The sequence below is a fragment of the Photobacterium chitinilyticum genome, assembly GCF_004104355.1.
Classification (GTDB): domain Bacteria; phylum Pseudomonadota; class Gammaproteobacteria; order Enterobacterales; family Vibrionaceae; genus Photobacterium; species Photobacterium chitinilyticum.
The window spans coordinates 61,214-75,008 of record NZ_RJLM01000014.1; the positions used below are offsets into that span (position 1 = coordinate 61,214).

12 protein-coding genes are annotated in these 13,795 nt (G+C 45.5%); 2 read left to right on the plus strand and 10 right to left on the minus strand.

Going from position 1 to position 13,795, the window contains the following annotated elements; translation table 11 throughout:
* Nucleotides 1–17: 17 nt before the first annotated feature.
* The 3 genes from EDI28_RS21595 to EDI28_RS21605 form a co-directional block, all read right to left on the minus strand.
* Nucleotides 18–980: a glutathione S-transferase family protein gene (locus EDI28_RS21595; protein WP_128785954.1), complete on the minus strand. Its 963-nt coding sequence runs from the start codon at nt 978–980 to the stop codon at nt 18–20.
* A 150-nt stretch (nt 981–1,130) separates the two neighbouring features.
* The gene (locus tag EDI28_RS21600; RefSeq protein WP_128785955.1) at nt 1,131–2,210 is read right to left on the minus strand and encodes an alanine racemase; all 1,080 of its coding nucleotides are present in this window, start codon (nt 2,208–2,210) and stop codon (nt 1,131–1,133) included.
* A gap of 232 nt (nt 2,211–2,442) precedes the next feature.
* Nucleotides 2,443–3,357, minus strand: coding sequence for a LysR family transcriptional regulator (locus EDI28_RS21605; RefSeq protein WP_128785956.1), 915 nt, complete (start codon nt 3,355–3,357; stop codon nt 2,443–2,445).
* Nucleotides 3,358–3,574: 217 nt separating this feature from the next.
* On the opposite strand from EDI28_RS21605, the gene xthA reads away from it, so the two are divergent.
* Complete coding sequence (gene xthA / locus EDI28_RS21610; protein ID WP_128785957.1) at nt 3,575–4,381, plus strand: exodeoxyribonuclease III; 807 nt, start codon at nt 3,575–3,577, stop codon at nt 4,379–4,381.
* Nucleotides 4,382–4,469: 88 nt separating this feature from the next.
* Here xthA and EDI28_RS21615 read toward each other — a convergent pair whose 3' ends face one another.
* The 4 genes from EDI28_RS21615 to EDI28_RS21630 all read right to left on the minus strand — a co-directional run bounded on the left by EDI28_RS21615 (nt 4,470) and on the right by EDI28_RS21630 (nt 7,621).
* The gene (locus EDI28_RS21615) at nt 4,470–5,147 is read right to left on the minus strand and encodes an ABC transporter permease (protein WP_128785958.1); all 678 of its coding nucleotides are present in this window, start codon (nt 5,145–5,147) and stop codon (nt 4,470–4,472) included.
* A gap of 3 nt (nt 5,148–5,150) precedes the next feature.
* On the minus strand, nt 5,151–5,891 hold the full coding sequence (locus EDI28_RS21620; protein ID WP_128785959.1) for an ABC transporter permease: 741 nt from the start codon (nt 5,889–5,891) through the stop codon (nt 5,151–5,153).
* A 99-nt stretch (nt 5,892–5,990) separates the two neighbouring features.
* The gene (locus EDI28_RS21625; RefSeq protein ID WP_128785960.1) at nt 5,991–6,767 is read right to left on the minus strand and encodes an ABC transporter substrate-binding protein; all 777 of its coding nucleotides are present in this window, start codon (nt 6,765–6,767) and stop codon (nt 5,991–5,993) included.
* Between the two features lie 83 nt (nt 6,768–6,850).
* Nucleotides 6,851–7,621: an ABC transporter ATP-binding protein gene (locus EDI28_RS21630; RefSeq protein ID WP_128785961.1), complete on the minus strand. Its 771-nt coding sequence runs from the start codon at nt 7,619–7,621 to the stop codon at nt 6,851–6,853.
* A gap of 500 nt (nt 7,622–8,121) precedes the next feature.
* On the opposite strand from EDI28_RS21630, the gene EDI28_RS21635 reads away from it, so the two are divergent.
* Nucleotides 8,122–9,633, plus strand: a complete 1,512-nt coding sequence (locus EDI28_RS21635; RefSeq protein WP_233353490.1) for an ABC transporter substrate-binding protein — start codon at nt 8,122–8,124, stop codon at nt 9,631–9,633.
* A gap of 29 nt (nt 9,634–9,662) precedes the next feature.
* Here EDI28_RS21635 and EDI28_RS21640 read toward each other — a convergent pair whose 3' ends face one another.
* From EDI28_RS21640 to EDI28_RS21650, 3 genes are all read right to left on the minus strand, one after another.
* Complete coding sequence (locus EDI28_RS21640; protein ID WP_128785963.1) at nt 9,663–9,971, minus strand: ArsR/SmtB family transcription factor; 309 nt, start codon at nt 9,969–9,971, stop codon at nt 9,663–9,665.
* Between the two features lie 190 nt (nt 9,972–10,161).
* Entirely contained in the window at nt 10,162–11,643 is a 1,482-nt protein-coding gene (locus EDI28_RS21645; RefSeq protein ID WP_128785964.1) for a YfcC family protein, read from the minus strand.
* The gene (locus EDI28_RS21650) at nt 11,640–12,995 is read right to left on the minus strand and encodes a M20 family metallopeptidase (RefSeq protein ID WP_128785965.1); all 1,356 of its coding nucleotides are present in this window, start codon (nt 12,993–12,995) and stop codon (nt 11,640–11,642) included. The genes EDI28_RS21645 and EDI28_RS21650 overlap by 4 nt, the downstream gene beginning before the upstream one ends.
* Nucleotides 12,996–13,795: the final 800 nt, after the last annotated feature.

The following is a 13,795-nucleotide window of genomic DNA, read 5'->3' on the forward strand; positions in this document are numbered from 1 at the left end:
ATCGGCTTAGGAACAGTTCAAAGTCTGTCGCGACCATGTGCTGACAGTAAGTCCAGCTCAGGTCCTAGCGGAACAATTTGTGTTGGGTTGATCACTGTATGGCTGAAGTAGTAATGACGTTTGGTATGGTGGAAATCAACCGTTTCTGCCACCCCTGGATATTGGTAAAGCTCTTTCAGGTAGTCTTGAATATTAGGGTAATCGGCAATTCGCTTCAGGTTGCATTTAAAGTGACCGACATAGACCGCATCAAACCGAACTAAGGTCGTGAAGAGACGCCAATCTGCTTCAGTCAATGAGTCCCCAGTCAGATAGCGGCTACCAGCCAGATGACTTTCAATCTTGTCTAGCGCTGTAAACAGTTGTTCGAAAGCAGCGTCATAGGCTTCCTGTGTAGTCGCAAATCCACACCGGTATACACCGTTATTGATAGCTGGATAGATATAGTCATTCCACTTCTCTATATCAGCGCGCAGTGCCTGCGGATAGTAGTCGTCTTGATTGCCGGTAATATCGTTGAACGCCGTGTTAAACATCCGGATAATTTCAGATGACTCATTACTGACAATTGTCTGAGTCTGTTTGTCCCACAGTACAGGAACCGTTACCCGACCGGTGTAATCTGACTTGGCTTTGGTATAGAGCTGATGCATGAACTGAAAACCGTTTACCGGCTCTGGCTCACCAAACGTCCACCCTTGCTCGCCCATATCCGGGCTAACAACAGTGATATCAATATGAGGGACCAGCCCTTTAAGCTGGCGAAAAATTAATGTTCTGTGTGCCCAAGGACAAGCAAGCGAGACATAAAGGTGATAGCGCCCCGACTCTGCCTTGAAGCCATGTTGCCCCTCGGGCCCGTTGCTGCCATCAACTGTTAACCAACGGCGGAATCCCGCATCTTCGCGGACAAATTCACCGTCACTGGATTCAGTGTCATACCAAACATCCCGCCACACGCCATTTACCAACTTACCCATCACACTCACCTCGCATCGATTAATTGTCTTATCCCCAACAAGCTAAGAGTATAAGCGGTTCGCTCCGGAAGGTCGGTAACGACTATTTGATGGTATTGTTCGAAGTTTCTGAATAAGCAGGTTCAGCAACAAGGGGAGAAACGACCACGATTATTTTCGGTAGTGTTTTGTTACTGATTCCGATGCCATGCATTGCATTACACCATGGTATGAAAGGTGAAAGCTCAGCGGCTCACCAATTTGATAACGACGATTCGCATCAGTAATGTCGAGAATTAAAACGTTATCAGTCGCCCCGACGATCACAATGCCGTCATCCACAGGTGTAAGTAGGTCGATATCGACATCTTGCTTGCCTATCGCGCACAATGCTCTTAACCTGACTCCGCGCTCACTGAACTGAAGTTCATCATTCGCTCGCTCGGCATGAATCGAATACATATAAACAGAAGACTTTTCTTTTATTTCAACAATTTCAGCCTGAAGGCTTATCGCAGATTGCGGCATCTCCGGGGTTAAAGACGCATTTAGTCCAATCCCCATGATTAGAGAGCTCCCCAAACGGAGTTGAGTCAAACGAGGCGCTCCATTTCTCGGCATCCTCAGCACAACTCCCGCAATACCTGCACCCGATAGGTTTTCACCCGATAGGTTTTCTACGTTACGGCAACTTGCCCAGGTTGTTAGAGTACCCTGATAACCTAACGAGTAACCATTTTCTGTCGCGGACTCCTTCTCACCGAAGCAAGCTAAATAGCTGCTAATACCACCAAACGTCAGGCCGGGGAGCGTCAACACCAGCTCCACCAGCATTTCGGTATCAGAACCCACGACACTGGTATCGAACAGGCTATCTAGATCATGCATGAGAATCACCTCATGACTCTTGTTAGCGGCCACGGCCGCCCTCGATAGTGCCTCTAATACCGAACGCTCAGTATGAAGAGAGATATCTGTGTGTGCTATCACATTGTCAACCTCCGACAATAATACCCGTCGCAGCAACATTTTTCGTAACGGCAGATCGGCAAGCTTGATCAGATTCTGAATTTGTGTGTCGCCAATAGTTTGGATACCACCAAACATCATTGCACGCGCAATGGATTCTACGCCTTCTACTAGTTTGGAAATTCCAACTGGAATAACTCCTTTATCGCAACAAAGACGAGCCAACATGCGGGTATTGTCTTCAATAACACCAAGATCAAACGATAAAGAAGGGTGTCGCATAGGATGGAGCCTCAAAATAACCACAATTAAACGATGCGTAGTTATATCTATTTATCTCCAAACTTAAATAGCAATTTTATTATATCTACTTGGCGTATTAATAAAGTAACCTATGAATCACGATGCAATAGAGATATTGCCCGTAATATTCCCGAGCCCAATACAACCAGTTTTATATTACTTGCGTAGCTAGAGAGGTGATTTATAACAGCTGTTAATAAAGGATTTCCAATTAACAGTCCGTCTTCAGATTATGTGCATCTATTATAGCGGAGACTAAAGCCTTAGCGGCACAAGATTGATCCTGCTTATCATTAAAAGTCAAATAAAAATCAGGTTTATATTCCAACTCTGTTGTTGTGGGTATTTTGACCAGCTGCTGACGATCAATCCATATCTGTGCATAATGCTCCGGAAGATACCCAATAAAATACCCGGAAAGGATCATATGTGCAGTAGCTTCCATGTTTGTCGTTTTTGATTTATATGACAGCTCTTTGACATGATTCAACGGTGTGACGGGATGGGCCAAGCCACGGTCAACAACAGGATGAGCTACTACATCTTCAGCTGTAACGGTACGCCCTAAACCCAATATAGAGTGTGATGGGGTGCAATATAAGTGCTGTTGCTCATTAAAAATATAGGTGTATTTAAGGCCACTCTTGAACACTTCAGGAGATGTGATTCCCACATCAAACTTATTTTCCAATAACTTTTTTTCAATTAAACTTGTATCAAAAATATGAGTATTAATATTTACTTTTGAATACTTCCCACAAAAATTGCTGATTGCAGCCTGAATATGACAGTTTTTATTCGTAGCTAGATTATCCGTTAGGCCAATATGAATATTACCACTCGACACATTGCGAATATCATTGATTTCATCTTGAAAATCATTCATATGCTCAAATAGTTTCTTACTTGCTTCATAGACCTTTAAGCCATCATTGGTTAAATTAAACCCTCCTCTTCCTCGTTGACATAATGTCATACCTAAACGGGTTTCCAGATCACTCATTTTTTTACTTATGCTTGATTGATGCATATTTAATTGATATTGGGCAGCAGAAAACCCGCCACTATCGACAATTACCAAAAATAGCTTTAACAGCCGAATATCGAGATCATCTATTGACTTCATTTTTATTTATTATGGTTTGCTGAATAGAAGGACCGAAAATTATCACACCTAATAATACATTTAAAGCATGATTTTAATTACCGTCGAATATTTATAATTACCTTTCTCCCAGAAATAAACCCAGTCACCAACGGAGTTCTTTCACCGCCTCTGCAGTTGTATGGTAAAATCCGGTCACAGCCAGTTAACAGCCTGATAATATTTAGGAATAAATAAAATGAAAGTCATCTCCTTCAACATTAACGGCCTCCGAGCTCGTCTTCACCAGCTTCAGGCACTGATCGACAAACATCAGCCTGATGTCATCGGTCTTCAGGAAATCAAAGTGCACGATGAAGCCTTTCCTCTCGAAGATGTCGAAGCTATGGGCTACAAGGTTTACCACCATGGTCAAAAAGCGCACTACGGGGTAGCAATGCTTTGCAAGCACGAGCCTATCGAGGTCAAAAAAGGCTTTCCGAACGATGAAGAGGATGCCCAGCGCCGTATGATCATGGCAACCTTCGAGCAGGATAACGGCAAAAAAATCACCGTCCTCAATGGCTACTTCCCACAAGGCGATAATATTAGCCATGAAACGAAATTTCCGGCAAAAGAAAAATTCTATGCTGATCTAATGGGCTACTTAAATGACCACCATAACAACGAAGAAGAAGTGATTGTGATGGGCGATATCAATATCAGTCCAATCGATCTGGATATCGGCATCGGACCGGCCAATGCCAAGCGCTGGCTAAAAACGGGAAAATGTTCCTTTCAGCCTATTGAGCGCGAGTGGCTGAAAAAACTGGTGGACTGGGGTTTCGTTGATACCTTCCGCCAACTTCACCCTGATGTTGACGACAAGTTCTCGTGGTTTGATTACCGATCCAAAGGCTTTGTTGATAACCGCGGCCTTCGCATTGATGTCGTACTGGCGACCCCTTCACTGGCTGAGCGCTGTGTCGAAGCTGGGATCGATTACGAGCTTCGTGGCATCGAGAAGCCGTCTGATCATGCGCCAATTTGGTCTACGTTCAAATAACCGTACCGAGAGAAAGCAAAAAGCCCAGATTTTCTGGGCTTTTTTATGCTTGTTATTTTTCCCGGAAACTAAATTCTAGGAGCTCATGCTAGCTCAACGGTCGTAAATGCTTCATCCAGTGCCCTTCCAGCTTTCTGAAACCCCAGATGATGACAAAAGTAAGCATCATGTAACAAATGCCTGCAAACAGAAATGACTCAAATGGCGCATAGTAACGTGAATTGACAATTCGGGCCGCCCCCGTCAGATCAACGATGGTGACGATACCCGCCACAGCCGAACCATGAACCATAAAGATCACTTCGTTACTGTATGCCGGCAGTGCTCTCCGGAGAGAGCTAGGCAGGATCACTCGGCGAAATGCCTGAGGTGTACTCATACCATAAGCCTTTGCCGCTTCAATTTCGCCCTTTGGCATGCTGTTGATTGCACCGCGTATAATCTCAGCTGTGTAGGCTGCGGTATTTAGAACAAAAGCAAACAGTGCACAGAACCAGGCTTCCTGCCACAAAGTTCCCTGAACAACAATCAGCTGGCTTAGCCCATAGTAAATTAGGTACAGCTGGATTAGCAGCGGCGTACCTCGAAAAAAGTAGATGAAAGCCCATGCAGGTCCGAATACCACCGGCAGTTTACTGTTTCTGGCAATGCCAATTGGAACCGCAATCAGCAAGCCGAAAACCAAGGCGACAAACACCATCCAGACCGTGGTATAGAAACCTTCGAGGTACAGTGGCCAGCTTTCGATAAGAATACTAAAGTCCATCACTTACCTCGTGTGAATACTGAATTTACGCTCTACCCACTTAAGTGCCGATGTGGAAAAAGAGGTAAAGATAAGGAAAATAACAGCAACCGTCATATAAAAGGTAAATGGCATCTGTGTGGTTCCCGCAGCCAACGCGCCTTTACGGACCATATCATCGAGCCCAATGATCGATACCAGTGCGGTCGTTTTCAGCAACACCAACCAGTTGTTGCCAAATCCGGGTAATGCATGGCGGATCATCTGCGGCAACAAAATACGGTAGAAGGAAAGAAAGCTGCTCATTCCATAGGCTTTTCCGGCTTCAAGTTCCCCCTTATCAACCGATAAAATCGCACCGCGGAACGTTTCTGCCATATAGGCACCAAAGATAAAACCAATCGTTAAGATACCAGCCACAAACGGGCTAATTTCAATATAATCCGGTAAATACTCCGTCCACTCATGGTTAGGATCCGATGAGGTGAAGTAGTTATTAAGCCACTCGTTGATATTATACAGGCTGTCATTCAACAACATCTGCCCGCCGAAGAAGATCAGCATCATGAGTACCAAATCTGGGATCCCGCGGATCACAGTGGTATAGAGTGTGGCTATCGCCCTCGCCCAGCGATACGGAGAAAGCTTCGCCAAAGCACCCAGCATACCTAAGATCATGGCCAGCACTAGCGATAGCAAAGCTACCTGCAGGGTAATCCATGCCCCTTCAACCAGTGACCATTCATATCCTTTTAAATCTAACAAAAGGTTGCTCCTTTATACTGCAAAGGGAAAAGTAACCAGAGACGAGTAACGAGCACCTCGGCTCGAAACTCACCTCTAGACACTTATACCTACAACGCTTTACTGCCCATAGACATCATAGGCGAAGTATTTCGCCGCGATTTCCTGGTAAACGCCTTTTTCACGCAGAGACTTAATAGCCTGATCCAGCTGCTTGGTAAGGTCTTTGTCTTGCTTACGCACGGCAATGCCGAAACCATCACCAAACCATTGCGGATCCGTCAACGCCGGACCAATAAACTCATAACCATCGCCACCGCTCTTATTCAGTAAACCTTCTTCCAGGGCAGAAGCATCGCCCAGGATAGTTGCAATACGGCCAGCTTTCAGATCCAGGTAAGCATCATCAAAGGAACCATAGCGAACAATAGATACCGAACCACCAAAGTTGTCAGTCAGGTACTTATCATGGGTTGTCGCACGCTGGACGCCCACCTTCACACCTTCCAGACCGGCTTTGGTAAACTCAATATCAGTACCCTTCCTGGCAACAAACTTGTTTGGAATAAGGGCGTATTTGCCAGTGAAGTCAACTTTCTTCTTGCGTTCTTCAGTGATGGACATTGCCGCGATAATGGCGTCATATTTACGCGCCAACAATGAAGGAATGATGCCATCCCAGTCCTGGGCTACAATCTTGCATTTCACCTGCAACTCTTTACACAGGGCATTGGCCATATCAACGTCGAAGCCTTTCAATTCGCCATTCGGCTCAGTCCAGCTAAATGGAGGATAGGCACCTTCGATACCGAAACGTACCACTTTCCAGTCTTTTGCCTGCACTGATGTCACTCCTAGTGCTGATACCACGGCAGCTGCCAAAATCCATTTTTTCATCTTCTACTCCTGTTGTGTTTGCATCTGTACCGGCCTGTCCCCAAACATAACCAGCACAGTGATTAAAATACCGAACTTTCAGTCTAGTAAATTGAAGAGATAAATTGCTGTAGCCTTTCTGATTCAGGGTTGGTGAACAACTTGTCAGGATGCCCCTGCTCCTCAACCAACCCGTGGTGTAAAAACATCACTTGATTTGAAACATCACGGGCAAACGCCATTTCGTGCGTCACCACCAGCATTGTTCGGCCTTCCTGTGCCAAATCTTGCATTACGCCCAGTACCTCGCCCACCAGCTCGGGATCCAGTGCTGATGTAGGCTCGTCAAATAACATCACCTCTGGGTCGACCGCCAAGGCTCTTGCTATTGCTGCCCGCTGCTGTTGGCCTCCCGAAAGGTGACCGGGGTAATAATTGCGTCGCTCGTACAGGCCCACTTTCTTCAGTATTTCCTCGGCTTTTTCAATCGCTTCCGCTTTAGGTACACCCAACACATGAATTGGCGCCTCAATGACATTACCCAGTACTGTCATATGAGACCAAAGGTTGAAGCCCTGAAAAACCATCGCTAACCGAGAACGGATTCGCTGCACCTGTTTTTCATCTACCGGTAAAAACTCACCCCGGCGATTATTCTTCATTTTTATCAATTCACCATTCACCCAGATTTCACCCTGAGTCGGCGTTTCCAATAAATTGATGCAGCGAAGGAATGTACTCTTTCCTGAACCGGAAGAACCTATAATTGAAATGACATCGCCACGATGAGCCGTCAGTGAAATACCTTTTAGGACTTCATTCTGACCAAAAGACTTATGCAGTTCCTTTACATCAAGCGCCACTACATCTGCCATGCGCGCTAACTCCTGTTGCTCCGTGAATTGGGAAATTAAGCTCTTTAACGACTCTCGGTGACCATTGATTCGGCCAACTGGCACATAAAACCAGTTAAAGAGATTTAGTCTGTTTTCCGAGCACTTCATCGAAGGTATCACCACAAACCACAATTGGCAACATTTTGTTAACCTAAAACCACCCGGAATCAACAGTTAAATAGCGTGCATAATTAGTCAGTTATCGAGCAAATTTGGCTATTTGATAATAGCTCCGACTTAAGGTAGGTTGTTGCGATAAAATCGTCATAGCGCAAGTCTTACCGGATTGGTATATGTTTAAAGCCTCTTTCAATCAAGTTACTCACCTTATCATTCGGCTGTTACTAATTGGTTTGACTTTGTTTTCCAGTCATTTATACGCATCAATATCTGAGCAGAAAAGTCGTAGTATTCTGACTGTTGTCCCCTCGTATACGAATAGGGTTACTGCCAATTTTAATCCATATTCAAAAGCTAGCATGCCAACGACGCATGAGTTCATTTTTGAACCACTAATCATTTTCAATACCCTGCAAAACAACAAGCCTGAATACCGACTTGCTACGGGTTACCAGCTGGATCAAAATCTCAAAGGGATCACTTTTACTCTAAGGAATAATGTCACTTGGTCAGATGGAAAACCATTCACCGCTGATGATGTTGTTTTTTCGTTTTCACTAGCACAAAAATACCCAAAGCTTGATTCACACGGCATAAGTCAATGGGTAGAAAGTGTTCATCGCCGTGGAGCCACAGAGGTCTATTTCAAGCTCACCAAACCCAATGCGCTGGTGGCATATACCTTGGTGTTACTGCCGATTGTTCCCAAGCATCAATGGGAAAGTATTGCAAACCCAGCCTCATTCACAAATGTCGAACCAATTGGTACCGGGCCTTACACCCAGATAGAAGCCTTAAATGAAAATGGCTATTTGCAGTGCAACAATCCGTTCTACTGGCAAGCAGATAAGCGCCACATCGATTGCCTTCGCTATCCGAAAGTGACCAACAATGACGATTTTATTGCGCGAATAGAAAAAGGGGAGTTTGACTGGGCAGGCTCGTTTATTCCGGATATAGAACGCCAATATGCATCCTATTCACCGGATTTTAAATACTGGCTGCCACCTTCCAGCCCAATCAGCCTGCTGTTTAACTTCAAGACTGCCGATCCGGAAATCAGAGCGATCTTTGATAAGGTGGAATTTCGTCGGGCAGTGTCAATGTCGGTACAACGACAACAGCTGATTGATCTCGCCGCCTTTGGCCAAGGTGTGCCGTCAACTCTTGCCTCAGGAATGAGCCAACGCTTTGCCCATTGGGCCGATCCGATCGCGACTGAAAAATACCTACCTTATATGACACACAATCCGGAGTTGGCAAAAGATCAGCTGTCATCCCTGGGTATCACAGATAAAAATGGTGACGGCTGGCGAGAACTTCCATCAGGTAACAAGTTTGAGCTGACGATCCTGACACCAAAAGGCTGGTCAGATTTTAATATCACTGCCCTGCTACTGGCGGACATGATGGAGTACATTGGCATTAAAGTTCATCCGGTAGAGGTGGGTTTTAATCACTTCGTGGATCGCTTGACTGCAGGCGACTATACCTTGGCCCTTACTAACTATCCACAGGGCCCTACGCCGTTTAAGTACTTCGATTCCGCCTTCAATAGCCGCTATCAAGCCCCGCAGTATCCGCGCTATGCAATGCACTTCTACCAAAGCTCTCGGGTCGATGAACTGCTCGCACAATTTCCGACAGTCTCAACCGCTCATCAGCGACTGGCTATTATTCGCGAACTCAACGAGATTGTCGCCGGTCAGCAAGTTACGGTTCCGCTCTACAATACCGTGCAGTTTTATCAGTATAACACTCAGCGTTTTACCGGCTGGTTCAATGAAAATAACCCTGTCGCTAGCCCACTCATTTGGCCACAGGCACCGGAAAGGTTATTGCACGTGCTTGCCTTGCGACCGAAAGAGTAACTGGATTATATACTCGGGGGAAGTGTGACCTACACTTTCTCGTCATTCGACGGTTGACTACTACAACACTCATCCTGCAAAAAGCCGACGACCCCTTCCAACATGTCATATTGCGGGATGCAATACAGTGTTCTCCCCTCTCGCTGTTGTTGAACCAGACCGGCAGAGACAAGTCCAGAGATATGGTGTGACAATGTCGAACCTGGTATGCCAAGCTCTTCCTGCAGCTTACCGACAGGCAACCCGTTATGCCCCGATTTCACTAAATGTTTATACACTCGCAGTCGCGTTGGGTGCCCAAGCTCTTTCAATGCCTTAGCAACAATTTCCAGTTCCATAATCAATTCCGTCATACGTTTATATTTCGATAATACCAGAAATAAATTAACAGCCCTAGCGCTCAATCTTGTATTCCAAGAAAAGAAAAAGGCAAGCCCGACTGAACGTCGAACTCACCTTTCTTGACTCTCGCCTAAATCCTATAACCTAGAACCTAGAAACTCGGTTCCAAGCTTCGGCATCCTGCGATTACACCATCGCGGCACCGGCAAATAGAACGATAACCGTCACCACTAGCACTATGATCACAAACGGCATCACCCATTTCAGGAAACGCTCATAAGGGATTTTCGCCAAGGCCAAACCGGCAACAAGGTGACCCGCCGTCGGCGCAAAGAGATTGATCCAGCCACTTGCAGACTGGTAAGCAGTAATGATCAAATCACGGCCAATGCCAGAGAAGTCAGCCAATGGTGCCATCAAAGGCATAGAGACCGTTGCTAAACCCGATGTTGATGGAATAAAGAAGCTCAATACAATGTGGACAAAGTACGTCACCACAACAAACACACCAGACGACAAGCCAGTAACGGCACCTTCAGCCCAGTTAAGAATTGTGTCGATGATCACACCGTTATCCATCACAACATAGATACCACGGGCAACCGCAACCACCAATGCAACGCCGATCAGATCTTTGGCCCCTTCAAGGAAGGTCTTGATAAAATCGCCTTCGGACATCCGGTTGATCAGCGCAATCAAGATGGCAGAAGCCAAGAAGAGAGTCGATAGTTCATCAAACCACCACCACAGAGTCGGGATAGCAGTAATCCCCATGTCTTCCCATGGGATCACACCGTAGATCATCACCAGGAAAGCACCGAAGAACACGCTCATCGTCAGTTTTTGCTTGGTCGTGAACTCACCGGTGTCTTCACTTACATGAGAAAACTCATCGTTGAACTCAATGTCAGCAAGCACTGACTGCGACTTGTCAGCTTTGACCTTCGAGGCATAGCGCATCACAAACCAGGAAGCCAGTGCAATCAAAATCACCAGCTGAACCACACGTAATCCAATCCCTTCGCCAATTGGCAAGTCGGCAAAGCCGGATGCAATACCTGTAGCAAACGGGTTAACGGTTGATGCCAATACCCCGACACCCGAACCGAGCAGAATGATACCTGCAGCTACCATACGGTCGTAACCGGCGGCTGCCATTACAGGCAATATCACGGCCCAGAAAGCCACCGTTTCTTCCGCCATCCCGTAGGTTGAGCCCCCCAGTGCGAACAAACTGATCAATACCGGGATCATCATCTGCTCACGACCGTGGAATTTACGCACAATTGCTGCCACACCGGAGTCCATTGCACCGGTGCGCATGGTCACGGCCAGGAACCCGCCGATCACCAAGACGAACAGCGCAACATCTACCGCCTTATGGAAGCCTTTGATCGGTGCCATCAGCACATCAATGAATCCTTGCGGCGACGATTCCAGCTCCTGATAAGAGCCCGGGACCGGCAACAAGCGTTCCCCGCCATCATAATCAAGCACTTCCGCAGCCGGAATAATCTGATCGGTACCGTTAACGATATAATCGTATTTACCGGCAGGCATAATCCAGGTTAGCAATGCCACGAGGGCAATGATAATAAAGAGAATGGTGTAAACCGTTGGCATTTTGAATGATTTTTTCACTTTGCCGGCCTCAGTTGCTGTGGTCATAGCTCTACTCCCTGCAATTGATAGATCGCATTTGCATACACGTTCATCGCCTTAAGCATGTCATCAATGATGAGGTACTCGTTGGGCATATGCTCAACTTTGTCACGACCGGGAAAAATAGCCCCATAGGCAACACAGTTGGGGATTGCGCGAGCATAAGTTGCGCCCCCAGAGGTCATAGGCTGGCTTTCCAGATCACCGCTTATTTCCTGATAAGCAGCCATCAACGTCTGAATAACCGGGCTTTCTGCCGGCATATACAGTGATGGCAAAACATCAAATTCTTCATATTGAAGATCATACTGCTCGGTGACAGCCTCTATATCGCTGTCAAAATTGTCTTTGCTGAAAGTCACCGGCACCCGAATATCAATTCCTAGCTTGCTGTGCTGAGAATCAATGCAGAGCTGGGCGACATTAAAGGTTAGTCTGCCGCTAACATCCTCAACAGGACCAAAAATCTCTTTGGCATTGGCATCCTGGCCAATCTGCTCGGCCACAAAGCGTATTGCCGGGTGAGTAATGCCTAGTTCGTTCAGAGCAATACACAGGCGGGCAATAGCATTGACACCTTTGATGTCGGCTGCCGCGGAATGAGCCGCTTTACCAAATACCGTCACTTCGGCATCCTCGGCGGTAAAATCAAAACCAAGCTCATCCAGCTTGGTGGCAAGCTCTTCCCAAAGCGGCCCTTCATATTTCGCCAAATCAGGCACCGCATTCAATGCACCACCACAATCCAGTTGCAGCAACTCATCACCCGGGCCATGAAGCCAGGACTGGATCAGCATTTTTTCCGCATGGATCAATGGGAATGCAGAATCCGGCGTAAAGCCGCACTGCGGGACTTCTTCTTTTTCTAGGTAACGGTCAATACAACGCCATAATGTTTCTTCATCGGTACCGAAAATAAACCGAATCCGTTTGTTCAGCTTTATTCCGCTATCAATCAGTGCCTTGACGGCAAAGATGGCAGCCAACGTTGGGCCTTTGTCATCCTGAGTGCCCCGGCCATAAAGCTTGCCATCTCGGATTTCCGGTTCAAATGGTGCTGAGTCCCAGGCCGAAAGCTCGCCGGTAGGCACAACATCCAAGTGACCCAGCACACCAATCATCTGCTCACCGTCGCCAATCTCAGCGTAACCGTAATAGCCTTTATGATCTTTATAGATCGCAAACCCCAGTTCATGGCAGAACTGCAGGGTTTCCGTTAAGCAATCATCTATAGGTTGCCCAAATGGTGTATCACTGTCGTCATCCTGGTAAACACTGGGTATGGCAACTAAACGCTTCACTGCGGCAATATAGTCATCACGCATTGCGTTTATATTTGATGCTATCGTTGCTTTCATCGTATCCCTCTTATTCTCATCTTGTTTAGTCTGCATTAATCAAAAATAGCGGGCTAAAGTAATGAATAATTATCAGTAATCAGAATAAAGCATTGAACTATACTCATCTGACCAATTCATTCTGCTATAGCATGGGAAATTTAACTGTGATTACTTTCACTTGGTGTGATTTCAATATGGGACGACGGTCAAAAAGTCAGCATTTACTTTTTTAGGCACAGATAACTTATCCCTCTGGAGAGCAAAATATTACTTACACAGCATACTAATATGCCAAGTCGGAACACGTCCATATAAAGTACAAGACAATATAGTATGAAAATTCACCATGCTTTATTGAACAATAGATAAGCTATGACAATCTTACGGTCCATCAATAAAGTATTGATGTCATTATTATATTTATTATTCATGACAATAATACCTTAGATGACAATGTAGATATAAGGCAATATATATAATTTTATTTCATATTATTTAAAATAAAAAGTTAATCTATTTTATTTTTAGATACGTACTAACAATAGATAAATATAATAACTCTATTAAGTTAAACTTGCTGGCTATATAATAACGGACAATTCCATTGCTTGCGCCGATGTTATATCAATATGCAACAATAATACCAATTACCATAATCAGTGTCGCTACCAAGTGACGCTCTTTATTTTTACGTTGAGTAATTATGCTAAATACAATTAAAAACCTTCCTTTACGAATACTCCTTTCGTTATCATCAGCATTTGCTGTTCTATGCTTTATTATTACAATAATAATCAGCCAGAATCTATTATCTGAAG